Origin of the sequence: Acidovorax sp. 56, assembly GCF_002749705.1 — a bacterium.
In the GTDB taxonomy this organism is placed as follows: Bacteria; Pseudomonadota; Gammaproteobacteria; order Burkholderiales; family Burkholderiaceae_C; genus Acidovorax.
The window spans coordinates 714,926-740,368 of the sequence record NZ_PEEV01000001.1 but is presented as its reverse complement, the minus strand read 5'-3'; the positions used below and the strand labels follow the sequence as shown (position 1 = coordinate 740,368).

The following is a 25,443-nucleotide window of genomic DNA, read 5'->3' as shown; positions in this document are numbered from 1 at the left end:
GGAGCCTTTTGCGTTGGACGGGGTGTGGCGTACTCAGGCAGTTAAATGATAACGATTCTCAAAAACAATGTCTACGGCAGGGCGTTAGCCACCCGCCGCATTTCGGCAATCTATTCAGTCCTGCGGCGCACTCAACTCCCACGCGCCCAGCTGCTTGCTGGTGGCCACCAGGCGCGACACCAGCACCTTGATGAACGCCTTGTCAAAGCGCGACTGCAGATCGGCAGAGGCTTCCATCAGCGAGGGGTTGCGCACCTTGAGCACCAGCACATCCGTCTCGGCCACAGCGGTGGCGCTGCGGATCTTGTGCTCGGGCTGCAAGTACGTCATTTCGCCCAGCGTCACACCCGGGCCCAGCGTGCTCAGTTGCCAGCCCTCCCGGGTGATGCTGACGCGCCCCTCCACCAGCACGTAGAACGAGTCGCCGGGCTGGCCTTCAAACAGGATGACTTTGCCCTTGGGGGCCCAGCGCCAACGGCCCAGGCGCATCAGCTCCCACAGCGCCACGTCGTGGAAGTCCGCAAAAAACGGCAGGGCCCGCAGCAGCGCAAAGCGCTGCGCTTCAGAGTCTTGCGAGCGCTGAGCGGGCAGCGCGTGCTGCACGGCCAGCAAGGCGTTGGCAAAGTCAGCCCACGTGGCAAAGCGGTCTTGGGGTTGCTTGGCCAGGGCGCGCAGTAGCACGGCGTCCAGGTGCTCGGGCAAATCGGTGCGCAGCAGGCGCGGTGCGGTGGGCGCTTCGTGGGTGATGCGGTAGAGCGTGGCGAAGTCGGTTTCGGCATCGAACGGGCGGCGCCCGGTTAGTAGCTCGTACACCACCACGGCCAGCGAGAACATGTCGCTGTGGTGCGTCAGGTCCTGCTCTTGCACCTGCTCGGGCGACATGTACGAGGGCGAGCCCACCAACCCGGCCAGTTGTGTGGCATCGCTGCGCACCGCCAGGGCAGCGCCAAAGTCGGTGAGTTTGACCTCGCCCTCCTGGGACAGCAGCACGTTGGCGGGCTTGATGTCGCGGTGCACCAGGCCTTCGCGCTGTGCATGCTCCAGTGCGTTGCAGCACTTGTAGGCAATGTCGAGCACCTGGGCCACGGGCAGCAGGGTGTCGGGCGTGGTGAAGGCCGACAGGGGCTGGCCGTCCACATACTCCAGCACCAGGTAAGGCTGGGTCGCCTGCTCGTCCGCATCGAGCAGGCGAACGATGTTGGGGTGCCGCAGCCGGGCCGTGAGCATCACCTCGTTGCGCAGCAGCTTGCGGTAGCGCTCGGCATCGTCGGGCTTGCGCAGCAGGTGGGCATGCACCTCTTTGATGGCCACCTGGCGGCCCTTGAAACCGTCCACCGCCAGGTACACCACCCCGGTAGCGCCCCGCCCCAGTTCGGCCTGCACCTGGTACTTGCCAATGTGAAAGGGCAAATCGGTGGGATGGCTCATGGGGTCAGCCTGCGGCAAGTGGTGTGAATCAAGGGGCGATCAGCCCGCCAGGGCCTGCTCAAAATCGGCCAGCAGGTCTTGCGCATCTTCCAGACCCACCGACAGGCGGATCATGCCGTCGCCAATGCCCATGTTGGCGCGCACCTCGGGGCCCGCCTCCCAGAAGATGGTGTGGGCCACCGGAATGATGAGCGTGCGCGTGTCGGCCAGCCCCGTGGCCTTGATGGGCAGGCGCAGGCGGTTGCACAGCGGCAGGCACTGGGCGGCGTCCTTCAGCTCGAACGACAGCAGCCAAGAGCCGGACTTGAAGTGCTTGCGCGCCTGCTCGTACTGCGGGTGCGAGGGCAGCAGCGGGTAATGCACCTTGGCCACGGCCGGGTGCTGCTCCAGCCACTGGGCCAGGGCCAAGGCCGTGGCACTGGTGCGGTCCATGCGCAGGGCCAGGGTTTCTGCGCCCAGCGCGATCTGGTGGGCGCTGTGCGACGACAGCGTGCCCCCCATGTCGCGCAGGCCCTTTTTGCGCACCTGCTGCAGGCCCCAGCCCTTGGCATCGCCCTTGCGATAGGCCGCGAAGATGTTGGGGTATGTGGCCCAGTCAAACAAGCCCGTGTCGGTGATGGCGCCGCCCAGCGCATCGCCGTGGCCACCGATGCTCTTGGTGAGCGAATTCATCACCAGCCCAGCCCCCACGGTGGCGGGCTGAAAGAGGTAGGGCGAAGCCACGGTGTTGTCCACCACGTACAGCAGGCCTTTGCTGCGGCACAGTGCGCCGATGCCTTCGAGGTCAGGGATTTGCGTGCCGGGGTTGGCAATGGTCTCGACAAACACCATGCGGGTGTTGGGGCGCACGGCGGCTTGCACCTGGGCGGTGTCGGTGGCGTCCACCGTGGTCACTTCCACGCCCAAGTCGGCCAGCGTGCCAAACACGCTGTTGGTGTTGCCAAACACAAACTTGCTGGCCACCAGGTGGTCGCCTGCCTTGAGCAGGGTGAGAAACACCGCGCACAAGGCGGCCATGCCGGTAGAGAAGACGATGGTGCCCACGCCGCCTTCCATTTGGGTGATCTTGGTCTCCAGCGCTGCCGTGGTGGGCGTGCCCTGGCGGGCGTAGTTGAAGCCCCCCTTGGCCGTGCCCTGGAAGACCGCAATCAGGTCTTCGACCGTGTCGTAGCCGTACTGCACCGACGAATGGATGGGCTGGTGCACGGCCCCCTTTTCTGCGCCGCCCCAGCGGTCGGCGTGAACGATTTGCGTGGTGAAGTTGGGTTTGTGCGGTGTCGTCATAAAAGCGTGCAAAGAGAGTTCTGTGTGCAAAGCCCAGCGGCCGATACTGGCGCGCCGTGATGCCAGCGCACCCGTAGAACTGGCTCTGCCAGGCCACTGGGTGCGCCCCCTGAGGGGGAAGGCGCGCAGCGCCTCAGGGAGGCTCTACCGTTCAGGCGCAATGTGTTCGGCGTAATCGTACAGCGCACCCAGGATGTCCTGCGTGCGATCGTCGTCGGCGGTCTCGGAGAGTTGGTCGATTTCGGTGAACAGCTGCTCTACCGTGCGCGCCCCGCCCTGCCCATCAAACAGGCAGGCGGCGCGGTGGGCTTCCCAGCGCTCCTGCTCTTCTGGCGTGAGGGTTTGCGGAAAGTTGCGCGCCCGGTAGCGCCAGACCAGCTCGGCCAGGCGTGGGTCATCAAAGCCCGTGCGGGCCGTGGCCAGCTTGGCGCCTGACATTTCGCGCAGCTCGTTCAAATAGCGCCGGTCGTTGTTGCCCACAAAGCCGCCATACAGGTCCTGGTCCACATCGGGCGTGGGCTCGGCAGGCCGGGCAAACACGGCGGGCCAGATGCCGCTCATGTCGGGCAGGCTGCGCGCCACCTCGGCATGCTCTGCCGCCTTCGCCAAGTCAATGCCCCAGCGCTGCGCCAGCGCGGGCGTGAGGGTGTTCACATTGCCCACCACCATGGGCGACTTGTTGAGGTGGATGGTTTTGATGGGCAGGCGCGTGACGCCTTCGGGCAGGTCAGCAGCGCGGGTGAACATGCGCAGGCGCAGGTCGTCCACATTCAGCGCGGCCAGCTCGCGCGGGTCGTGGGCCAGGTCCCAGGCGATCAGCTCGTTCTTGTTGGTGGGGTGGCTGGCCAGTGGCCACATCACGCCCAGGCAGCCGCGCTCGGTCGGGAACATGCCCGACACATGTAAGAAAGGCCGCGCCGTGATGGCCGTGGCGGGCAGGCGCAGCTCGGTGGCCACGCGGTCTTTTTTGTGCAGCGCCAGGGCAAAGTCAAACAGCTTGGCGTTGTGCTGGCGAATCAGGCGCGCCAGCGCAATGGTGGCGCGCACGTCCGACAGCGCATCGTGCGCGGCCTCGTGCAACAGGCCGTTGGCTTTGGAAAGGTGTTCGAGCTTGAAGCTGGGTGCGCCGTCTTCCTTTTTGGGCCAGTGGATGCCGTCGGGCCGCAGCGCGTAGGTCATGCGCACCACGTCCAGCAAGTCCCAGCGGCCGCACTGGTTTTGCCACTCGCGTGCATAGGGGTCGATGAGGTTGCGCCAGAACATGAAGCGCGTGATCTCGTCGTCAAACCGGATGGTGTTGTAGCCCACACCGATGGTGCCGGGCTGGGCAAACTCGGCCTCAATGCGGTGGGCAAACTCGCGCTCGGGCAGGCCTTTTTCCAGGCAGAGCTGGGGGGTGATGCCGGTGATGAGGCAGGACTGTGGGTCGGGCAGGTAGTCGTTGGCCGGCTGGCAGTAGATCATCAGCGGCTCGCCGATCTCGTTGAGGTCGGCATCGGTGCGGATAGCGGCGAACTGCGCCGGGCGATCGCGCCGGGTGTTGGCACCAAAGGTTTCGTAGTCGTGCCAGAGAAAGGTGTGTGAAGCCATGGTGGTCGCAGTGAAACGGTCGCAATACAGTTGCTGAAGCGGTCGCAGAGGGCAGGCGCGGTGCAATCCGCGCACCAGGCCCCAGCCAGTGCAGGGGCTTGGCGAAAGCGCCAACTGTAACCCGATTTCAAACCATTTTGGCACCTAGCGCTTATTGGATAAGCGCTAGCAGCTATAAAACATATAGCAGATAACCCGTATTGCACGCCCGCCATGCACACACAGCGATACATCCCGAAGGCATGCACGGGGCCGCAGCCCAAGGCAACGCGGGACAATGCTGCATGCACCGCACACACCTTACTTCCTTGGCGGCCCAGGCCGCTGGACGCACCCACCCAGCGCGCCTGGGCTGGACGGCACTGGCCTGCGCACTGGCCTTCACACAAGCACTGACGGGCTGCGCCAGCGGGCCAGGCAGCGCCCCCAACCTTGCCACGGCGACAACCACCGTGACGCCCCCCGTGCCAACCCCAACGCAAGCAGCAGCCCAGCCATCGGCCCAGTCGGCCACGCCCCTGAATGTTGCCGACGCAGAACACGCGCAGGGCTTTGCCCGCTGGCGCGAGGCATTTGCGCCCCAGGCGCTGGCCGCAGGCATACGCCCCGAGACCGTGCGCGACGTGCTGGGCCAGGCCCAGTGGCAGCCCCGAGTGATCGAGCTGGACCGCTCACAGCCCGAGTTCAACCGCACCCCTTGGGCGTACCTGGACAGCGCCGTGTCGCGCCAGCGCGTGACGCAAGGGCAAGCACAAATGGCGGCGCACCGCGCACCGCTGGAGGCGGCAGCCAACCGCTACGGCGTGCCCGCCAGCATCCTCACCGCCTTTTGGGGCATAGAGAGCAACTACGGCGGCAATTTCGGCAACTTCCGCGCCGTGGATGCACTGGCCACCCTGGCCTACGAAGGCCGGCGCCAGGCATGGGCGCAGTCTGAGTTGCTGGCCGCGCTGCGCATCATCGACCTGGGCGACATTGCGCCCGAGGCCATGGTGGGCTCTTGGGCAGGTGCCATGGGGCACACGCAGTTCATCCCCTCGGTGTTTCTGGCCCACGCTGTGGATGCCGATGGCGACGGGCGCCGCGACATCTGGGGCAGCATCCCGGACGTGCTTGCGTCCACGGCCAAATTTGTGGCGGCCGAAGGCTGGCAGCCGCGTGAAACCTGGGGCACCGAGGTGCGCTTGCCAGCAGGCTTTGACCATGCCCGGGCCGAACTGACAGTGCGCCAAAGCACTGCCCAGTGGGCGGCAGAGGGTTTGCAAACCCTGTCTGGCAGCCCACTGCCAGACATGGCATCGGCCGCCGTGCTGGAGCCTGCGGGCGCACGCGGCCCGGCGTTCTTGGTGGGGCAAAACTTTCGCACCATCCTGCGCTACAACAACTCCACCAGCTACGCACTGGCCGTGGCCCTGCTGGCCCAGCGACTCGATGGTGGCCCCGGCGTGGTGGCCGACTGGCCGCGCGACCTGCAACCCCTGTCGCGCGAGCAAACGCGCCAATTGCAGACGGCACTGAACGCACGCGGCTTTGACACCGGCACGCCCGACGGGGTGCAAGGCCCCGCCACCCGCGCCGGGCTGCGCAAGTACCAACAAAGCCAGGGCCTGGTGGCCGATGGCTATCCCACGCTGGAGCTGCTGCAGGGCCTGGTGAACAGCACGCCTGCCAAGTAAGCAGCGAAGGAGCAGCACGGCCCTGCCCCCCTTTGGTCCGATCTGCAGGGCTGGTGACAGGACACCAGGGCACCAAGGCTACAGGGCGATCAAGTGCCCAGGCCGTATTTGCGAATCTTGTCGTGCAAGGTGGTCTTGGGCACCCGCAGCGCTTCGGCCGTGCGGGCCAGGCTGCCACCCTGCTGGCGCAGGGCTTCGGCGATCAGGGTGCGCTCAAAGGCCTCCACCGTAGCCGCCAGCGCCTGGGGCTGTGCTGCGTCACCGGCATCGCACGCCGCCCCGGCAAAAGGCGCTGCGCCTGCAGCAATGCCCAGCACAATGCGCTCGGCCACGTTGCGCAGCTCGCGTACATTGCCGGGCCAGTGGTAGCCCAGCAGCTGGTGCAACTGGCCTGCGGGCAGATCGGGCACTGGGCGCTGGTGGCGGGCGGCAGCACCCATCACAAAGTGCTCCAGCAGCAGCGGCACGTCTTCGCGCCGCTCGCGCAGCGGGGGCAAGTCCACGGTGGCAACGCTCAGGCGGTAGTACAGGTCTTCGCGAAATTTGCCCTGGCGGCACAGCTCCAGCAAATCCACTTTGGTCGCAGCCACCACGCGACAGTCGATGGGGATGAGCGCGTTGGAGCCCAGGCGCTCCAGCACGCGCTCTTGCAGCACGCGCAGCAGCTTGATCTGCATGGCCAGGGGCATGCTTTCGATTTCATCGAGAAACAGCGTGCCGCCACTGGCGTGCTCAATCTTGCCGATGCGGCGCTTGCCCGCCCCGGTGAAGGCCCCGGCCTCGTTGCCAAACATTTCGCTGTCAAACAGCGTATCGGGCAGCCCGCCGCAGTTGATGGCCACAAAGTGGCCTTTGCTGCGCGGGCTGGCGTCGTGCAGGCAACGGGCGGCCAGCTCTTTGCCGGTGCCGGTTTCGCCGTGGATGAGCACATCCACCGTGCTGGCCGCCAGGCCCGCCAGCACCTCGCGCAGGCGTTGCATGTTGGGCGCACGGCCCATCACCAGGCGCTCGATAGCATCGCGCTGCGCGAGCTGGCTGCGCAGCTGGCGCACCTCCAGCACCAGGCGGCGCTTGTCGAGGGCGCGGCGCACGGCACCCACCAGCTGCTCGGGGGCAAAGGGCTTTTGGATGAAGTCGTGCGCGCCGTCCTTCATGGCCTGCACAGCCATGGAGACATCGCCATGGCCAGTGATGAGCACCACGGGCAGCTCCGGGTCCATGCCCATCAGCTCTTGCAAAAAGGCCATGCCGTCCATCTTCGGCAAGCGGATGTCGCTGACCACCACACCTGGGTAGTCACGCCCCAGGCGCAACCGGGCCAGCTCGGCGCTGGGGGCGCTTTCGGTGGCAATGCCTTCAAGTTGCAAGGCTTGTTCGCAGCCCAGCACGATGTCGGGGTCGTCCTCAACGATGAGGACCTTGAGGTCGGGGGTCATGGGCGGTCTGGAGCGGTATCAGCGTCTGGGCGAGGGGCTGCGGGCAAGGCCAAGTGGAACACAGCGCCGCCGTCAGGGTGGTTGGCCCCACTGAGCGTGCCGCCCGATTCGCGCACGATGCCCGCAGACAAGGCCAGCCCCAGGCCCAGCCCGTCCCCCGAACCCTTGGTGGTGAAAAATGGCTCGAACAGATGGGCCAGTGCCTCTTCGGTGAGGCCCGGGCCCAGGTCACGCACCTGCACATGCACCTGCTCGCCCCCCGTTGAGGCCAATTGCTCGCAGCGAATTTCGACACGCAAAGTGGCACACCCTGCCATCGCATCCAATGCGTTGTTGATGAGATTGACCAGCACCTGCTCCAGGCGGTTGCCATCGCACCAGGCCACAGGCTCTGGCTCGGCCATGTCCAGCTGCACCTGGGCGCTGGTCTGCTGGATGCGCGGCTCCAGCACCGCCAGCGCGTTGGTCAGTGCAGCGCGCAGTGGCACGGGCCGTGGCTCGCCGGTCGATTTGCGGGCAAAGGCCCGCAGCTCGCCCGTGATGCGGCCCATGCGGTCGGCCAGTTGGGCAATGCGCTCCAGGTTGACGCGCACCGTGGGCAAATCGCCCCGCTCCAGAAACCGCACGCTGTTGCCCGACAGGGTGCGCAGCGCCGTCAGCGGCTGGTTCAGCTCGTGCGCCACACCGGCAGACAGCTGGCCAATCACCGCCAGCTTGCCCGCCTGCACCAGTTCGTTCTGCGCGGCGCGCAGCGTGCCTTCGGCGCGAATGCGTTCTTGCACTTCAGACTGCAGGCGCTCGTTGGTGCGCGACAAATCGGCCGTGCGCTGCTGCACCTTGCGCTCCAGCTCATCGTGTGCGGCCTGCAGCGCCTCGCGCGCAGCCAGGCGGTCGCGCAAACGGTCGCGCTCGTGGCGACGGCGCTGGTTGAACATGAACCCCAGCAGCGCAACAAAGGCGGCACCGATGGTGGCGATCAGGGCGTCGCTTTGCGCCGCCTCATCGGCCCGCGCCAGGTGCGAGAACACCGTGAGCGTCCAGGGGGTGCCGGGCAGCGCGCGCGACTGGGTCAGGAAGCGGCCCGTCACCGGGTACACCGAGGCCATTTCGGTGCCCTCGCGCGCCACGCGCACCAGCCGCGCGCCCTGGTCCAGGTCGCTCAGCACCTTCATGCCCAAGGGGGTGAGTGCCTTGCGGTTGTATTGCAAGGTCTGGTCAAAAGCCTTGCGTGTAGCTTCGTCCAGCGGGCGCAGCGCGGTGAACTTCCAGTCGGGCACCGAGCCCAGGATCACCACGCCGTTTTCATCGGTCACGATGACCGGCGCCTCGACGGTGGACCAGGATTGCTCCAGCTGGTCCAAGCTGACTTTGGTGACGGCCACCCCCACGGTGCGGCTGCCATCCAGCAAGGCGGACGCCAGGTAGTACCCCGGCTCGCCCCGGGTCGTGCCAATGCCAAACAGGCGCCCAGTGCCGGTGCTCAACGCGTCTTGAAAGTAAGGCCTGAACCGCAGGTCCTCACCCATGAAGCTGTCAGGCCTGCGCCAGTTGCTGGTGGCCACCACCTGGCCCTGCAGGTTGATCACATAGATGGAAAGCGTGCCAGCGCGCTCATTGAGCTGCTCCAGGTAGGCATTGACGCTGTCTGCACGACGAGGCAGCGATGTGTCTGATGGGGTGGACAGAAGCGACAACACGTCTTTTTGCAGCTCCAGCGTGCCGGGCAGAAAGGCGTATTTGCTGATCTCACGCTGCAGGCTGGCGGTGTACAGCTCCAGCCGGTGCAAACCCGTGGCCTGGATCTGCGCCTGCCCCATGCGCTGGGCCAGCAGGTAGGCCATGCCCCCGCAAAGCAGCACACCGCCCAAAAGCAGCAAAACGGTGAGACGGCGCAAGGATCGTGGCGATGGCATGAAGGGGTGAAATGGTAGCAGTGCAGGTGCTGCACGCAGGGCACGGCGGTGGTGGCAAAGCCATGGACACGCCCAACAAAAAAGGACTGGCACAGGCCAGCCCTTCAGATGCGATGAGAACCTGAGCCAACAGGTGGCGGCCGCGTTGCTACAGCCGCCTCTGTCGTTACGTTGCAGGCTGGGCGGCGGCCTCGTCGTCACCAACGGCAGGAATCATCTCCTCGCGCTCGGCCAAGGTGTCGGGGACGGGGTCAATGGCTTTCTCCCACTTGGCCACCACCGCCGTGGCAATGGCGTTGCCCATGACGTTGGTGAGCGTGCGCCCCATGTCCAGGAAGTGGTCAATGCCCAGAATCAGCAGCACACCGGCTTCAGGGAGATGGAACATGGGCAGCACCGCCGCCACCACCACGAGCGAAGCGCGTGGCACACCGGCAATGCCTTTGCTGGACACCATGAGCACCAGCAGCATGGTGATTTGCGTGGACAAAGGCATGTCAATGCCATAGGCCTGGGCAATGAAGATGGCTGCAAACGTGGTGTAGATCATGGAGCCATCCAGATTGAAGGAATAGCCCAGGGGCAGCACAAAGCCCGTGACCTTGGGTTTGACGCCAAATTTTTCCAGTTGCTCCATCAGCTTCGGATACACGGATTCGCTGCTGGCGGTAGAGAAACCAATGAGCATGGGCGTGCGGATCAGCTTGAGCAGGCGGAACACATCGCGCCCCAAGACCAGGTAGCCAGCAAACACCAGCACCACCCACAAGGCCGCCAGGGCCAGGTAGAAGCTGAGCATGAACTTGCCAAACACCCCCAACATGCCCAGACCCTGGGTGGTGATGGCGCCAGCCACCGCGCCGAACACGCCCACGGGGGCAAAACGCATCACGTAGTCGGTCACCTTGAGCATCACATGGACCACCTCGTCCAACGTGGCCACCAGGGTGCGTGCGGCCTGGTTGTGCAAGTGCCCCAGCGCCATGCCAAAGAACAGCGAGAACACCAGGATCTGCAGGATGGCGTTGTTGGCCATCGACTCCACAATGCTCTTGGGGAACACCTGGGTGATGAAGTCACGCAGGTTCAAGGCACCGGTCTTGAGCTGTGTGGCGGTGCCCACCTCGGGCAAAGGGATCGACAACGAACTGCCCGGCTGGGTCAGGTTGGCAATGACCAAGCCCAGCGCCAGGGAGATCAGGGATGCCCCCATGAACCACGCCAGAGCGCGCGTACCAATGCGCCCCACGGTGCGCGAATCGCCCATGGTGGACATACCCGCCGCCAGGGTCGCAAACACCAGGGGGGCAATGATCATCTTGATCATGCGCAGGAAGATGTCGGTCAGCAGGCCAAAGTAGCCTGCGATTTCCTTGGCAGCCTCAGGCGTGGGCGCCCAGGTGTGGCAGGCGTACCCGACCAATACCCCCAAAACCATGGCCAGGATGACCATCGTGGTCAAACGATTGAGTTTCATGCGATCTTCTATGGATTGAAAAAGGAAATACCCCGCGATGCGGCGTTTCCTGGTTCAGAAATCGCCGCACTCAAGGAATGGGCTAAGACTGCATTGCAAATAGTGCGAACGGCACACACGCACCACAACGCAAGCTGTGGCGAGACCCCGTCAGGCGATTTGGGCAATCGCGCACCCCAGGGGATGGACGGACCTTCCCGATCAGACGGATGGGACCACCGTGGGTGGCATGTTGCATGGCTTGTCTCCGATGGGTAACTGGCCACGTCTCGCGCAGCCTGCCCTAGCCTTTGCATGCAATGTGCCAATGCCTGCTACCGATCCAAGTCATTGATTTGCAAAGACAAAGCACATGGCGGCCGCCCAAAGGCATTCGAAAAACCGAACAACAAAACGCACCACCGTCCGAACCATCGAACAACCGCGCAGATCGGAGTGCATCCATCACCCCGCACAACGGGTTGCACCATGCGGGCAGGGGCGAGGCAAAAAAAAGCCGACCCATCGGGTCGGCTTGTGGAGGAGCAGGACACAGATGCCCGTGCGGCACCTGCGTCTACCGGGTCAATCGGCGGTCGCTTCCTCAGGCTCTGCAGGCTCCGCCTTGGCTGAGCGCTCCTTTTTCGGCAAGGGCTGGATGTCCAACAAGACTTCGGGTGTCTCCACACCTTTTTCGTCGGTCTTGGTTTCGATATCCACCGTCAAGCGACCACCTTCCGTCAGGCGACCAAACAACAACTCGTCGGCCAGCGCACGGCGAATGGTGTCCTGGATCAGGCGCTGCATGGGGCGAGCACCCATCAAAGGATCGAAGCCCTTCTTGGCCAGGTGCTTGCGCAACTGGTCGGTGAAGGTGACCTCCACCTTTTTCTCTGCCAACTGGGTTTCGAGCTGCAGCAGGAACTTGTCCACCACGCGCAGGATGATCTGTTCGTCCAGCGCCTTGAAGTTGACGATCGCATCCAACCGGTTGCGGAACTCAGGCGTGAACAGGCGCTTGATGTCGCCCATTTCGTCGCCCGCCTGGCGCGGGTTGGTAAAGCCAATGGTCGCCTTGTTCATGGTCTCGGCGCCCGCGTTCGTGGTCATGATGATGAGCACGTTGCGGAAGTCGGCCTTGCGGCCGTTGTTGTCCGTCAGCGTGCCATGGTCCATGACCTGCAGCAGCACATTGAAGATGTCCGGGTGCGCCTTCTCGATCTCGTCGAGCAGCAGCACCGCGTGCGGCTTCTTCGTGATGGCTTCGGTGAGCAGGCCACCCTGGTCGAACCCGACATAGCCCGGAGGCGCGCCAATGAGGCGGCTCACAGCATGGCGCTCCATGTACTCCGACATGTCGAAGCGGATCAGCTCGATCCCCATGATGTAGGCCAATTGCTTGGCCGCTTCGGTCTTGCCAACGCCCGTGGGGCCGCTGAACAGGAACGAGCCAATCGGCTTGTCGCCCTTGCCCAGGCCCGAGCGCGCCATCTTGACCGACGACGCCAGCACTTCGAGTGCCTTGTCCTGGCCAAACACCACGCTCTTGAGGTCGCGCTCCAGTGTCTGCAGCTTGCCACGGTCGTCGTTGGAGACGTTGGCAGGCGGAATGCGCGCGATCTTGGCCACGATCTCTTCGATCTCGGCCTTGCCGATGGTCTTCTTGCGCTTGCTGGGCACCATGATGCGCTGCGCAGCACCCGCCTCGTCGATCACGTCAATGGCCTTGTCGGGCAGATGACGGTCGTTGATGTACTTGGCACTCAACTCCGCTGCAGCCTGCAGGGCCGCCGCGGCGTACTTCACGCTGTGGTGCTCTTCGAAGCGCGACTTCAGGCCCTTCAGAATGTCGATGGTTTCTTGCACCGTCGGCTCGACCACGTCCACCTTCTGGAAGCGGCGCGACAGCGCGGCGTCTTTCTCGAAGATGCCTCGGTACTCGGTGAACGTGGTGGCGCCAATGCACTTGAGCTGCCCGCTGGACAGCGCAGGCTTGAGCAAGTTGGACGCATCCAGCGTGCCACCCGAAGCCGCACCCGCACCAATCAGGGTGTGGATTTCGTCAATGAACAGCACCGCGTTGGGCTTGTCCTTGAGCGCCTTGAGCACGCCCTTGAGGCGCTGCTCAAAATCGCCACGGTACTTGGTGCCTGCCAACAAAGCGCCCATGTCCAGCGAGTACACGACGGCCTCGGCCAGAATTTCCGGCACATCGTTTTGCGTGATGCGCCATGCCAAGCCCTCGGCAATCGCCGTCTTGCCCACGCCTGCTTCACCCACCAGCAGCGGGTTGTTCTTGCGGCGGCGGCACAGGATCTGAATGGTGCGCTCCACCTCGTAGTGGCGGCCGATCAAGGGGTCGATCTTGCCGTCCTTCGCAGCCTGGTTCAGGTTCTGCGTGTACTGCTCCAGAGGAGAGGCTTTTTCGGACCGTTCGCTACCGCCCTCTTCGCTTTCTGCAGGGCTTTCGGCCTTGGTGGGCTCTGGCGGCTCGCCCTTTTTGATGCCATGGGCGATGAAGTTCACCACATCCAGGCGCGTAACACCCTGCTGGTGCAGGTAGTACACGGCGTGTGAGTCCTTCTCGCCAAAAATGGCGACCAGCACGTTGGCACCGGTGACTTCCTTCTTGCCATTGCCCGTGGACTGCACGTGCATGATGGCGCGCTGGATCACGCGCTGAAAGCCCAGCGTGGGCTGGGTGTCCACCTCGTCGGTGCCAGCCACCTGTGGGGTGTTGTCTTTGATGAAGTTCGACAACGAGGACCGCAGGTCATCGATGTTGGCCGAACAGGCACGCAGCACTTCGGCGGCGCTAGGGTTATCAAGCAGTGCAAGCAGCAGGTGCTCCACGGTGATGAATTCGTGGCGTTGCTGGCGGGCCTCGACAAAGGCCATGTGCAAGCTGACTTCCAGTTCTTGGGCAATCATTTGAGAACTCCTTTGTGCTTGCGGGGTAGGAATAACTTTAGTTCAGGGTCAAAGACCTGTTATTCAACAGGCTCACTGACACATTGCAAGGGGTGGCCCGCTTTTGCGGCGGCATCCAGCACCTGCTCCACCTTGGTGGCAGCCACGTCGCGCGAATAAACGCCGCAAACGCCTTTGCCATCGAGATGGATCTTGAGCATGATTTGGGTGGCCTGCTCACGGTCTTTGCTGAAGAATTCCTGCAGCACCACAATGACAAACTCCATGGGGGTGTAGTCATCATTGAGCATGACCACCTGGTACATCTGCGGGGGCTGGGTCTTTTGGGTGCGCCGCTCAAGCACGACCGAACCGCCGTCATCCCGCGCTGGCCGAGAAACAGGCGGCGCGGTGGGGGGAGAGGGTGGTTTTGTTGCCATGAAATTCATTCTAGCGATCCCGAAGCCCGGTTGTCGCCTAAGAAATCTGATGATTGGCGTCTATTTTTCAAGGCCTGGCTGCAAATATTGCGGCGGCCCGTCCAGCGTGCCGCCGTCCTTTTCAAAAGGATCACCTCACGGTGAATCACCGCCCCAATCACGGCTATTCGTACACCACCGTAGTGGTGCCGCTGCCAGCCTGCGCACTCCAGGCGGCCAGCGCAGCATCAGTGGGGAAAAACCGGCTGCCCTCACCCAGTTGCAGCTCGGCAACGGCCCCTCCGGCATCAGACTGGCAACGCACGCCCATGCGAACGCGCAGCCCATGCAAAATGTCGCCCGACTCAGTTTCCTCCTTGTGGGGCGGAAACTCTGACACCAAACGGCGTACATCCGGCTGGGCGTCGCCCATAGCAATGTGCAGGTATTTGCCAAAACGGCACCGTGCACCGGCCAGGTCCCACACCTGCTGCACCTTCACGCGCAGCCCGCCGCTGAAGTGGTCCATTTGCAGGCGCCCCATCATCACCACGAACTCGTCTTCCTTGAGTTGATTGCGGTAGGTGTTGAGCAGTGCTTCGTCTGCCGAGGCTTCGATCATTCCCGACTTGTCGTCCAGTTTGAACAGGCCCAGCTTGCCGCGCTGGCCATTGATGACCCGGAAATCACTGATGATGCCTGCCAAGACCTGCGGCTCACGGCTGTCCAGCAACTCATCGATCTGGGTGCGCACAAACTTGCGCACCTCCCCCGCCACCTCATCGAACAGGTGGCCTGAGAGATAGAAACCCACCGCTGTTTTTTCCTGGGTCAGTCGCTCTTTGATGCCCCAGGGGATTGCGTCCACCAAATCGGGCTCTTGCGTGCTGGAGCCATGGGCGTCGTCGCCCATCATGTCGAACAGACCACCTTGGTTCACGTTGGCCAGCGTGGCCGCAGCAAAGTCAAAGGCGCGGTCAATCGACGCCACCAGCGAGGCCCGGTTCATGTTCATCGAGTCAAAGGCCCCAGCCTTGATCAGTGCCTCCAGCGTGCGTTTGTTCAGCCGACCTTTGTCTACGCGCACACAAAAATCGAACAAACTCTTGAAAGGCCCCTTGGTGTTGCCCTGTGGCCCCTCTCCGCGCCCTTCGCGCGCGGCCACCATGGCCTCGATGGCTTGTTGACCCGTGCCCTTGATGGCGCCCAACCCGTAACGAATGACCTTGTCGGTCACTGGCTCGAACCGGTAGAAGCCGCGATTGACATCAGGCGGCTCAAAGCTCAGCCCAAAGTTTTTGCAAGCATCTTCGTACAACACCTTGAGCTTGTCGGTGTCGTCCATTTCAACGGTCATGTTGGCGCAGAAAAACTCAGCGGTGTAGTGCACCTTGAGCCAGCCGGTGTGATACGCCAACAGCGAATAAGCAGCAGCGTGCGACTTGTTGAAGCCGTAGCCCGCAAACTTCTCCATCAAGTCGAACACTTCGTCAGCCTTGTCCTGGCTGATGTTCTTTTCCGCAGCCCCCTTGCGAAAGATCTCCCGGTGCTCGGCCATTTCCTCGGCCTTCTTCTTGCCCATAGCACGGCGCAGCATGTCGGCGCCGCCCAGGCTGTAGCCACCCAACACCTGGGCGGTCTGCATCACCTGCTCCTGGTACACCATGATCCCGTAGGTTTCGGCCAGCACCGGCTCGACCAACGGGTGGGGGTACTCCACCGGCTCCTTGCCGTGCTTGCGGTTCACGAAGGTGGGGATCAGGTCCATAGGACCCGGGCGATACAGCGCATTGAGCGCAATCAAGTCCTCCAGACGGCTCGGGCGGGCTTCTTTGAGCATGCCCTGCATGCCCCGGCTTTCAAACTGGAACACGGCCTCGGTCTTGCCTTCGGAAAAAAGCCGGTAGGTGGGGCCGTCGTCGAGCGGAATGTTCTCGTAGGCAAAGCCCTCCTGGCCCTTGTGGCGCTTCATGATGAACTCGCGCGCAATCTCCAGGATGGTGAGCGTCGCCAGCCCCAAAAAGTCGAACTTCACAAGGCCAATGGCCTCCACATCGTCCTTGTCGTACTGGCTCACGGCCGACTCGCTGCCGGGCTGCTGATACAAAGGACAAAAGTCAGTGAGCTTGCCCGGCGCGATCAACACGCCCCCGGCGTGCATGCCGATGTTGCGCGTCATGCCTTCGAGTTTTTGCGCCATCTCGATGACGGTTTTGACGTCTTCTTCCTTGCGCACACGCTCGTAGAGCATGGGCTCCAGTTCCAGCGCGTAGTTGTTTTTGTCGCCCTCTTTCTTCACCTCGGGCGGGTACTGCAAGGTGTAGGACATGCCCGGCTTGCCAGGCACCAGCTTGGAGATGCCATCGCAGAAGGTGTAGCTCATGTCCATCACCCGGCCCACGTCGCGGATCGCGGCCTTGGCGGCCATGGTGCCGAACGTTGCAATCTGGCTCACGGCATTCTTGCCGTACTTTTCCTTCACGTAATCGATCACCCGGTCACGGTTGCCCTGGCAAAAGTCGATGTCGAAGTCGGGCATCGATACCCGCTCGGGGTTCAGGAAACGCTCAAACAGCAGGTTGTATTCCAGCGGATCCAGATCGGTGATCTTGAGCGCATAGGCCACCAGCGAGCCCGCACCCGACCCCCGGCCCGGCCCTACAGGGCAGCCATTGGCCTTCGCCCACTGGATGAAGTCGCCCACGATGAGGAAGTAGCCTGGGAACCCCATCTTGAGGATGGTGCCCAGCTCAAATTCCAGTCGCTCCACGTAGCGCGGGCGCTCCTTGTCGCGCTTGGCCTCGTCAGGGAACAAGTGTTTGAGGCGCGCTTCCAGGCCCTCAAACGATGCGAAGCGGAAGTACTCTTCTGCAGGCATGCCGTTGGGCGTGGGAAACGCTGGCAACTGCGGTTTGCCCAGCACCAGGGTAAGGCTGCACCGCTTGGCTATTTCTGCGGTGTTGGCGAGCGCCGACGGCACATCCGCGAACAATGCCTGCATCTGCTCAGCAGACTTGAAATACTGCTCGCGCGTAAAACGCCGTACCCGTTTCGGATTGGCCAGAATTTCCCCACCAGCGATACACACCCGGGCCTCATGGGCCTCGTAGTCCTCGGCGGTCAAAAACTGAACGGGATGCGTGGCCACGACAGGCAAGTTCAGCCGAGCGGCCAATTGCACGGCAGCCACCACATGGCTTTCATCGTCCACACGGCCTGCGCGCTGCAACTCAACGTAGAACCGGTGGGTGAAAATACCCGCCAACCTCAACGCCAGGTCGGCAGCGCCCGCCTCGTCGCCCTTGAGCAAAGCCTGGCCCACAGGCCCCGCCTGCGCACCTGACAAAGCGATCAGCCCATCCGACAACTCCTGCAGCCACGCCCAGGTGGACACCGCCAGATTCTTGACAATGTTCTTGGTCCAGGCGCGTGCCAGCAATTCCGACAGATTCAGGTAACCCTGCTTGTTTTGCACCAGCAGCAGCAACCGTGTGGGGTCCGCGCCCGCCTCACCCTCCAGATATATTTCGGCGCCCAGCACCGGCTTGACACCCTTGCCGCGCCCTTCTTTGTAAAACTTGATGGCGCCGAAAAGATTGTTGAGATCGGTGATGGCAAGGGCGGGCTGCCCGTCTGCCGCTGCGGCCTTGACGACCTCATCGATGCGGGTGGTACCGTCAACGACGGAGAACTCTGTGTGCAGGCGCAAGTGAACGTACATGCCCTCCATTGTAGAAAGGCGCCCACGCTTCCATTCGCCAGCGCCGAGGAATTTGAGGGGACAAATGAGGCCATTACAATGCCGCTTCAATCTGTGGCCCCCGGCAGGAGGATTGCATTGGCAGTCCGCCCCGCCCCACTCGTGGAAGACTAGGTTCTTCTAATTGCCTGAAAGCTGCTTGCGATGCGTCTTGCCCCACTGCCTCTTTGCTCTGTCCTGCTAGCGTCCCTGGTGCTGGCCGGTTGCTCCAGCACCCCGGAAGACAAAACCGCCGGCTGGAGTCCGAACCGCATCCACTCGGAAGCGAAAGATGAAATGAGCAGCGGTGCCTACGACAAGGCCGTGCCGCTGCTGGAGAAACTCGAAGGCCGGGCCGCTGGCACCCCCCTGGCGCAGCAAGCGCAATTGGACAAGGCCTACGCCCAATTCAAGGGAGGCGAAAAAGCCCAGGCCATCGCTACCCTGGATCGCTTCATGAAGCTACATCCCGCCAGCCCCGCGCTGGACTACGCGCTGTACCTGAAAGGTTTGGTCAATTTCAATGACAACCTGGGTCTGTTCTCCTGGATCTCTCGCCAGGACCTTTCAGAACGCGACCAAAAGGCGGCCAAGGACTCCTTCGAGTCTTTCAGTGATCTGGTCACCCGCTTTCCCGAATCCCGCTATGCGCAGGACTCTCGCCAGCGCATGACCTACATCGTCAACTCGCTGGCCCAGTACGAAGTGCATGTGGCACGTTACTACTACGAGCGCGGCGCCTATGTGGCAGCCGTGAGCCGGGCACAAGTTGCACTGGCCGACTACAAGGATGTCCCCGCACTGGAAGAAGCGTTGTACATCCTGGTTCGCTCTTACGATGCCCTGGGCATGACCCAACTGCGCGATGACGCTCGCCGCGTCATGGCCACGTCTTACCCCCAAAGTAGCTATTTGCGCGAAGGTGGCTTCAAGACCAAGTCAGATCCTTGGTGGAAGTTCTGGTGATCTCGGCCAGCGCCTGCAACGCCTCTTGAAACGATTCGGAGGTTTCCAGGCGCCGCATGGGCGGCAGCACCGCCACCAACCGCTTGCCGTAGCCCTTGGTCAGTAAGCGTGGGTCGCACACCACCAAAATGCCATGGTCCGACTCGCGCCGGATCAACCGGCCAGCACCCTGCTTGAGGGCTACAGCCGCCTCGGGCAAAGCGTAAGTTTGAAACGCTCGGCCACCCGCTGCCTCAATGCGCTGGGTGCGCGCCTCTACCAGCGGGTCCCCCGGTGGAGGAAAAGGCAGCTTGTCGATGACCACCAACTGCAGCGCATCGCCGGGCACATCAAAGCCCTCCCAAAAGCCCATGGACGCGATCAGGATGCAGCCTTTTTGCCCCTGCGCCTCGCCCGCCCGAAAACGCTCCATCAATCTGCGCTTGGGCCACTCGCCCTGCACCAGCACCTCTAGCAGTGCCCCATGCTTGGCCAGTTGTTCACGCAGCGTGGATGCGATGACGCCCAGCGCCCGCAGCGTGGTGGTGAGGATGAGGGTTCGTCCGCCCAAAGTCGCTGCAGCCTGGGCTGCCAAGGCGGCTACCGACGGGCCGTGCTGGGGAACTGACGGCGAAGGAAAGTCCTGCGGCACAAAAAAACCTGCCTGGGTGCTGTAGTCAAACGGGCTCTCCACCCGCAAGATGCGAGCGCCCTCCAGCCCGCAATGCTTCACAAACCAGGACAACTCGGCATCGTGCCCCAGCGTCGCTGAAGTAAACACCCAGGCGCGTGAGGGGCCCCGAGCTGGCGCAGGCCATCCATCCTCATCCACCGCTTCTTGCGCGGTGGCCAGCAAACGGGTGCGCATGGCTTCGGCAATGTCCAGCGGCGACTCCACCAAGCGCAAGCCGCCTCCCGCCTCCAGCCAGCGCACATAGCCCTCCGGGCAAAGCCCCTGAAACCTGGACAACCGCAACAGCAGCGCCGCCCCCCGCTCGGCCAGCCGGGCCATATCTGGTGCGACCTCACTGAAGGCCTCAACAGCGTTCTGCGCCTGTGCGCACACCTGCTCCAGCCCCTCCATGGCCGCTTGCCAGCGTGGCAGATCCAGGCCCTCTGGCGCACCATGCCACCAGCCGCGCCTGGATGGCATTGTCCCGTCTGCCCCGGCGACTGCGCTCCATCGGCGCGCGGCCTCTTCCAGCGCAGCGTGCAGGCCCAACCAATCAGCAAAGCCCCTCGCATGCTGCAACCCTGCAGCCAGCACATCACGCGCAAATTCCTGGATTTGCCCGGATGTCAGTTGCATCCCCAAAAACTGCACACCGGTGTCGCTCAGTTGGTGTGCTTCGTCAAAAATGACCACGCGCACCGAGGGCAGCAGCTCGGCAACGCCCGACTCTCGCACAGCCACATCGGCAAAGAACAGGTGGTGATTGACCACCACCACGTCAGCCGCCATGGCTTCTCGACGCGCCAGATTCACATGGCACTCTTTGGCGCTGGGGCACTGCGAGCCCAGGCAGTTGTCACGGGTGGAGGTGACCAGTGGGATCACTGGCGAGCGCTCATCCAGGCCCGTGAGTTCAGACAGATCACCCGAGCGGGTGCTGCGCGACCAGTCTTCGACCTTCGCCAGCACCCGCACCATTTGTCCACCTTGCACGGCCATGTCGTGGCGCGCCAGCGCCATGCGGTGCAGGCACAGGTAGCTGCTTCGCCCTTTGAGCAATGCGATGCGCGCCGGAATCCCCAAAATCTCCAGCAATCTGGGGATGTCGCGCGAACAAAGCTGATCCTGCAAAGCCTTGGTGGCCGTGGAGACCAAAGCCCGCTCGCCACTGAGCAACACGGGCACCAAATACGCATAGGTTTTGCCAACGCCCGTGCCTGCCTCTACCACCAATGCGCCACCTGACTCAATGGCGCCAGACACCGCCAGCGCCATCTGAACCTGCCCCGCGCGCGGCCGATACAAAGGGTCCGCCCGGGCCAGCAAGCCATCGCCCACGAATACGGACTCCACCACCGCGCCCAAAACCGAAGGGGAAGACAAAGGCGCAGCGGAGTCCTGTGGCATGGCTCAACAAAAAAAGTGGAAAGGCTGAAGACACTGGGGCATTCGAAACATGCCCAACGCAGCGGCCGCGCAAGCGGAGCAAAAATCTCCAGACCCCGCACCGCCCTGCGCAGCCTGGCGCCACAACACAAGGCATCCCAAACAGTGCGCAAAGCTGTGCGGCAGCCCCGCCATGGCAAAAACGCCACAGGCAGGCGGATAATACGCGGCTCAGCGCTTCATAATGACCGGCAGCGTTCTACCACGCACCACAATCCCCAGCATGACCAAAGCGTTCCGTCTCATCGCATCCACCGGCATCCACAAAGGTGACCGGGAATACCAGCAAGACCAGGTGGCCTTGATTTCACACAATCGGCACAACGGCTGTGTTTTGGGCGTGGTGGCCGATGGCATGGGCGGGCGCAGCGGGGGCCGCAAAGCCTCCGACCAGGTCATGATGACGGCCCGTCAGCTGTTTGAGCGCTACTCCCCAGAGACAGACGACCCTGCCGCCATGCTCAAAGCCATGGTGGAAGAGGCCCACATCGTCATCCGGCTGACGGCCATTTCAGCCGAGCAAGAGCCTCACAGCACCATCGCTGCCTTCCTCATCAACCCCCGTGGTGACTGCCACTGGGTGCACGCAGGCGATTCGCGCATCTACCACTTTCAAGGCGGGCGGCTCATCCACCGCAGCAGCGACCACTCTTATGTGCAGGCCCTGGTAGACCGGGGCGAGCTGACCGAAGCCGAGGCCAACAACCACCCTCACTCCAACATCCTGGTGGGTTGCCTGGGCACCGAGAGCGATCCACCCGCAACACCCCACATGATTTCGCAACTGCGCCCTGGCGATGTCCTGCTGGCATGCAGCGACGGGGTCTGGCACTACTTCTCGCCCACCGAACTGGCCTCGGTGGTGGAGTCCTTGTCGCCACGTGAAGCCACGGAGTTTTTGATTGAAAAAGCCCGCTCACGTGCCCGTGGGGGCGGCGACAACCTGTCGTTGGTGATTGTCAAGATCGAAGCCTTGGCTGAAGAGAAAAAGCACGCCAGGCTGGTAAGCACCACCCCCTGATTCCACCCCAACCGTCACAGCCACCCAACGGCCCGGCCAGCTCTCTGGCGGGCCGTTTTGCTTTGCGTCGCTCAAGGCAGGGCCATCAGCAAGGGCCACCGGTCATTCGGCCCCGCCCAATGGCTCACCTTCACGGTGGCGTGGGCAAAGATGCTGCGGGCTTGTGCCCATCCGCGGCGGATTGGGCCTGCTCTTTGTCTCGCCGGGCCCGGCGCGCCTCTGAGGCTTTTTCCGCATCCAACTGCCGTTGGCGGGCCTTGGCTGCGCGCTCGGCACTTTCTTTTTCACGGGCTGATTGCTCAGCGGCCTGCGAAGACTGGCGAGCCCGCTGCTGGCTGGCCCTTTCCTGGGCCTCACGGTCACGCAGCACCACCGTGCCTGGAGATTTCTCTCGGGCCGCTGGCTTCCCCCCCTGGGGTGGGTTGCGCACCGTGGCAGAAGCTGCAGACGCAGCGCCTGCAGGCCCTGCGGCATCGGCAGCAGAAGACTGCTTGTCTTCAATCTGGCGCAGACGCTCCTGGGCCTTTTCCTTGCGCTCCGCATCGTTGATTTGCACCTCTTGGGCCCGCAGCCGTGTTTCCACCTGACGCCACTCGTTGCGGGCATCGCGCAAGCAATCCTCCACAGCAAAGAGGCGGTAGCACTTCACCTCTGTCTGCTTGCGCTGTGCTAGGTTCTGCTTGCGCTCTTGCTCGATACCCGAACGCTGTGCCGCCCGCTGAGCGGATGCTGCGCGCAACGCCTCATGCGGGGAAAGGTCTGCTTCACGAGGCTGGGCTGCCGCCTGGCCTGCAGACAACACGGCGACGCACGCCGCAAGGCCCCATACCGATGCAATGGTCTTTTTCATGTCAGCCCCGTATCCACCAAACGCCGCTCCAAGTCCAAAAATTCTTTGGACTGCATTTCGTTGAGCCGCGACACTGTGCGCGGAAATTCATGGGCCAAAGGGCCCTCGGTGTACAACTGCTCAGGAGCCACTGCGGCTGACAGGATGAGCTTCACCCGCCGGTCGTACAGCACATCCACCAGCCAGGTAAAGCGCCGTGCGGGCGACGCCATGTTCACTGGCATGTAAGGCACGCCCGACAACAACACCGTGTGGAACTGCGTGGCGATCTCCAGATAGTCGTTCTGCGAACGTGGCCCACCGCACAGGGTCTGGAAGTCAAACCAGACCACCCCGCCCGCCTTGCGCCGCGCGCGGATCTCGCGGGCTTCGATGTGCAGCACCGGGTCTTCGTCGTGCACCTCGGCCAGCTGGTTGAAGGCATCGTCCATCGCCGCGTCGGCCTCAGGGCCCAAAGGCGTGTGGTACAGCTTCACATGCTCCAGCGTACGGCGCCGGTAGTCGGTGCCGTTGTCCACGTTGATCACCTGCATGCGCTCATTGAGCAGCGCAATCGCCGGAAGGATGCGGTCACGGTGCAAGCCGTCTGGGTAAAGACCATTGGGCTCAAAGTTCGAGGTGGTCACAAACCCCACGCCGTTCTCAAACAACGCCACCAGCAGGCGGTGCAGGATCATGGCATCCGTGATGTCGGCCACGTGGAACTCGTCAAAGCAGATGAGCTTGTAGCGTTTGGAGATGCGTTCGCCCAGCACATCGAGCGGGTTCACCGTGCCTTGCAGCGCCGCCAACTCCCGGTGCACTTCCCGCATGAACTCATGAAAGTGCAGACGCACCTTGCGCTTGAGCGGCACCGCATTGAAAAAGCAGTCCATCAAAAAGCTCTTGCCCCGCCCCACCCCGCCGTACATGTACACGCCCTTGGGAATGTCCGGCCGGTTCACCAGCTTTTTGAACGCATTGGAGCGTTTGGCCTTGTAGGCGCTCCAGTCGTCGGCACAGCGCTGCAAAGCATCGACCGCACGTAGCTGTGCTGGATCGCTTTGAAAACCCTTGGCGGCCAGCTCGGCCAGGTACGCCTGTTTGACACTCACGGTGTTGATGCCTCAGAAAAGGCTAACCCCCGCGATGGCGCGAGGGTTAGCTATTAAATCAATAGCTGCTAGCGCTTATATATAGAGCGCTAGAGGCCATTTTGACTGAAACTCTGGAATCAGAAGTTCAGCGTGCGCTTGTCCACCGCCAGGGCTGCTTCCTTGGTGGCTTCGCTCAAGGAGGGGTGGGCATGGCAGATGCGCGCGATGTCTTCGGCGCTCGCCTTGAACTCCATGGCCACCACGGCTTCAGAGATCAGCTCGGAGGCCATCGGGCCCACGATGTGCACGCCCAGGATTTCGTCCGTGGCTGCATCGGCCAGGAACTTGACCATGCCCGTGGTATCGCCCAGCGCGCGGGCGCGGCCGTTGGCCAAGAACGGGAACGTGCCAGCCTTGTACTTCACGCCGTCGGCCTTGAGTTGTTGCTCGGTGCGGCCCACCCACGCGATCTCGGGGCTGGTGTAAATCACCCAGGGGATGGTGTTGAAATTGACGTGGCCGTGCTGGCCAGCAATGCGCTCGGCCACAGCAACGCCTTCTTCCTCGGCCTTGTGCGCGAGCATCGGACCCCGCACCACGTCACCCACAGCCCACACGCCAGGCAAGTTGGTCTTGCAATCGCCGTCCACCACAATGGCACCGCGCTCGTCCAGGGCCAGGCCCACGGCTTCGGTGTTCAGGCCAATGGTGTTGGGCACGCGGCCAATGGAGACGATCAGCTTGTCGGCGTCCAGCGTCTGGGCTTCGCCCTTGGCGTTGGTGTAGGCGATGCTCACGCCCTTCTTGCCCGTCTTGATCTCGCCAACCTTCACGCCCAGCTCGATCTTCAGGCCTTGCTTGTCGAAAGCCTTCTTGGCTTCCTTGGCAATCTGCTCGTCCACCGCGCCCAGGAAGGTAGGCAGGCCTTCCAGAATGGTCACGTCAGCACCCAGGCGGCGCCACACCGAACCCATTTCCAGGCCGATCACGCCAGAGCCGATCAGTGCCAGCTTCTTCGGCGTGGCACCAATGCGCAGCGCGCCGTCGTTGGACAGCACCAGCTCTTCGTCAAACGGCGTGCCAGGCAGCGCACGGGCGTTGGAGCCGGTGGCGATGATGATTTGCTGGCCAACCAAGGTTTCTTCAGCGGCACCCGCCACCTTGATCTCGTAGCCGCCTTCGGTGGCTTTGACAAACGAACCGCGGCCATGGAAGAAGCTGACCTTGTTCTTCTTGAACAGGTACAGGATGCCGTCGTTGTTCTGCTTCACCACGGAATCCTTGCGGCCAATCATCTTGGTCACATCGATCTTCACATCGGTGGCCGTGATGCCATGGTCGGCAAAGTGCTTGTTGGCATGCTCGAAGTGCTCAGACGATTGCAACAGCGCCTTGGAGGGGATGCAGCCCACGTTGGTGCAAGTGCCGCCTGGCGCGGGGCCGCCCTTGTCGTTCTTCCATTCGTCGATACAGGCCACGTTTTTGCCCAGTTGGGCTGCGCGGATGGCGGCGATGTAGCCGCCGGGGCCGCCACCAATCACGATCACATCAAATTGCTTGCTCATAGGAAATCTCTTTGAT

The 25,443-nt window shown here is 63.0% G+C and carries 16 protein-coding genes; 3 read left to right on the top strand and 13 right to left on the bottom strand.

Annotated features, from left to right (window positions below; translation table 11 throughout):
- Positions 1 to 114: 114 nt before the first annotated feature.
- The 3 genes from CLU88_RS03120 to sbcB all read right to left on the bottom strand — a co-directional run bounded on the left by CLU88_RS03120 (position 115) and on the right by sbcB (position 4,302).
- Positions 115 to 1,428, bottom strand: a complete 1,314-nt coding sequence (locus CLU88_RS03120) for a protein kinase (protein WP_099655349.1) — start codon at positions 1,426 to 1,428, stop codon at positions 115 to 117.
- A 39-nt stretch (positions 1,429 to 1,467) separates the two neighbouring features.
- The gene (locus tag CLU88_RS03115; protein ID WP_099655348.1) at positions 1,468 to 2,712 is read right to left on the bottom strand and encodes a cystathionine gamma-synthase family protein; all 1,245 of its coding nucleotides are present in this window, start codon (positions 2,710 to 2,712) and stop codon (positions 1,468 to 1,470) included.
- Positions 2,713 to 2,856: 144 nt separating this feature from the next.
- Positions 2,857 to 4,302, bottom strand: a complete 1,446-nt coding sequence (sbcB, locus tag CLU88_RS03110) for an exodeoxyribonuclease I (RefSeq protein ID WP_099655347.1) — start codon at positions 4,300 to 4,302, stop codon at positions 2,857 to 2,859.
- Positions 4,303 to 4,586: 284 nt separating this feature from the next.
- Here sbcB and CLU88_RS03105 point away from each other — a divergent pair, with 284 nt between their 5' ends.
- Positions 4,587 to 5,978, top strand: a complete 1,392-nt coding sequence (locus tag CLU88_RS03105; protein WP_099655346.1) for a lytic murein transglycosylase — start codon at positions 4,587 to 4,589, stop codon at positions 5,976 to 5,978.
- 89 nt (positions 5,979 to 6,067) lie between these two features.
- Here the strand turns inward: CLU88_RS03105 and CLU88_RS03100 are convergent, their stop codons facing one another.
- The 6 genes from CLU88_RS03100 to dnaE all read right to left on the bottom strand — a co-directional run bounded on the left by CLU88_RS03100 (position 6,068) and on the right by dnaE (position 17,833).
- Positions 6,068 to 7,414, bottom strand: a complete 1,347-nt coding sequence (locus CLU88_RS03100) for a sigma-54 dependent transcriptional regulator (protein ID WP_099655345.1) — start codon at positions 7,412 to 7,414, stop codon at positions 6,068 to 6,070.
- Positions 7,411 to 9,327: an ATP-binding protein gene (locus tag CLU88_RS03095; protein WP_099655344.1), complete on the bottom strand. Its 1,917-nt coding sequence runs from the start codon at positions 9,325 to 9,327 to the stop codon at positions 7,411 to 7,413. The genes CLU88_RS03100 and CLU88_RS03095 overlap by 4 nt, the downstream gene beginning before the upstream one ends.
- Before the next feature lie 166 nt (positions 9,328 to 9,493).
- On the bottom strand, positions 9,494 to 10,804 hold the full coding sequence (locus CLU88_RS03090) for a dicarboxylate/amino acid:cation symporter (RefSeq protein ID WP_099655343.1): 1,311 nt from the start codon (positions 10,802 to 10,804) through the stop codon (positions 9,494 to 9,496).
- Between the two features lie 564 nt (positions 10,805 to 11,368).
- The gene (clpA, locus tag CLU88_RS03085; protein WP_099655342.1) at positions 11,369 to 13,714 is read right to left on the bottom strand and encodes an ATP-dependent Clp protease ATP-binding subunit ClpA; all 2,346 of its coding nucleotides are present in this window, start codon (positions 13,712 to 13,714) and stop codon (positions 11,369 to 11,371) included.
- A 59-nt stretch (positions 13,715 to 13,773) separates the two neighbouring features.
- On the bottom strand, positions 13,774 to 14,142 hold the full coding sequence (gene clpS / locus CLU88_RS03080) for an ATP-dependent Clp protease adapter ClpS (RefSeq protein ID WP_099655341.1): 369 nt from the start codon (positions 14,140 to 14,142) through the stop codon (positions 13,774 to 13,776).
- 154 nt (positions 14,143 to 14,296) lie between these two features.
- Entirely contained in the window at positions 14,297 to 17,833 is a 3,537-nt protein-coding gene (gene dnaE / locus CLU88_RS03075) for a DNA polymerase III subunit alpha (RefSeq protein ID WP_099658607.1), read from the bottom strand.
- 183 nt (positions 17,834 to 18,016) lie between these two features.
- Between dnaE and CLU88_RS03070 the strand changes: the two genes are divergently transcribed.
- Entirely contained in the window at positions 18,017 to 18,817 is an 801-nt protein-coding gene (locus CLU88_RS03070; RefSeq protein ID WP_099655340.1) for an outer membrane protein assembly factor BamD, read from the top strand.
- Here CLU88_RS03070 and CLU88_RS03065 read toward each other — a convergent pair.
- Positions 18,780 to 20,876: an ATP-dependent DNA helicase gene (locus tag CLU88_RS03065; RefSeq protein ID WP_233205360.1), complete on the bottom strand. Its 2,097-nt coding sequence runs from the start codon at positions 20,874 to 20,876 to the stop codon at positions 18,780 to 18,782. The genes CLU88_RS03070 and CLU88_RS03065 overlap by 38 nt on opposite strands.
- Positions 20,877 to 21,138: 262 nt before the next feature.
- Here CLU88_RS03065 and CLU88_RS03060 point away from each other — a divergent pair, with 262 nt between their 5' ends.
- Complete coding sequence (locus CLU88_RS03060; RefSeq protein ID WP_099655339.1) at positions 21,139 to 21,936, top strand: PP2C family serine/threonine-protein phosphatase; 798 nt, start codon at positions 21,139 to 21,141, stop codon at positions 21,934 to 21,936.
- A gap of 130 nt (positions 21,937 to 22,066) precedes the next feature.
- Here the strand turns inward: CLU88_RS03060 and CLU88_RS03055 are convergent, their stop codons facing one another.
- The 3 genes from CLU88_RS03055 to lpdA all read right to left on the bottom strand — a co-directional run bounded on the left by CLU88_RS03055 (position 22,067) and on the right by lpdA (position 25,427).
- Complete coding sequence (locus tag CLU88_RS03055; RefSeq protein WP_099655338.1) at positions 22,067 to 22,786, bottom strand: hypothetical protein; 720 nt, start codon at positions 22,784 to 22,786, stop codon at positions 22,067 to 22,069.
- Complete coding sequence (zapE, locus tag CLU88_RS03050) at positions 22,783 to 23,880, bottom strand: cell division protein ZapE (protein ID WP_099655337.1); 1,098 nt, start codon at positions 23,878 to 23,880, stop codon at positions 22,783 to 22,785. Before zapE ends, CLU88_RS03055 begins: the two co-directional genes overlap by 4 nt.
- Positions 23,881 to 23,999: 119 nt before the next feature.
- On the bottom strand, positions 24,000 to 25,427 hold the full coding sequence (gene lpdA, locus CLU88_RS03045; RefSeq protein ID WP_099655336.1) for a dihydrolipoyl dehydrogenase: 1,428 nt from the start codon (positions 25,425 to 25,427) through the stop codon (positions 24,000 to 24,002).
- Positions 25,428 to 25,443: the final 16 nt, after the last annotated feature.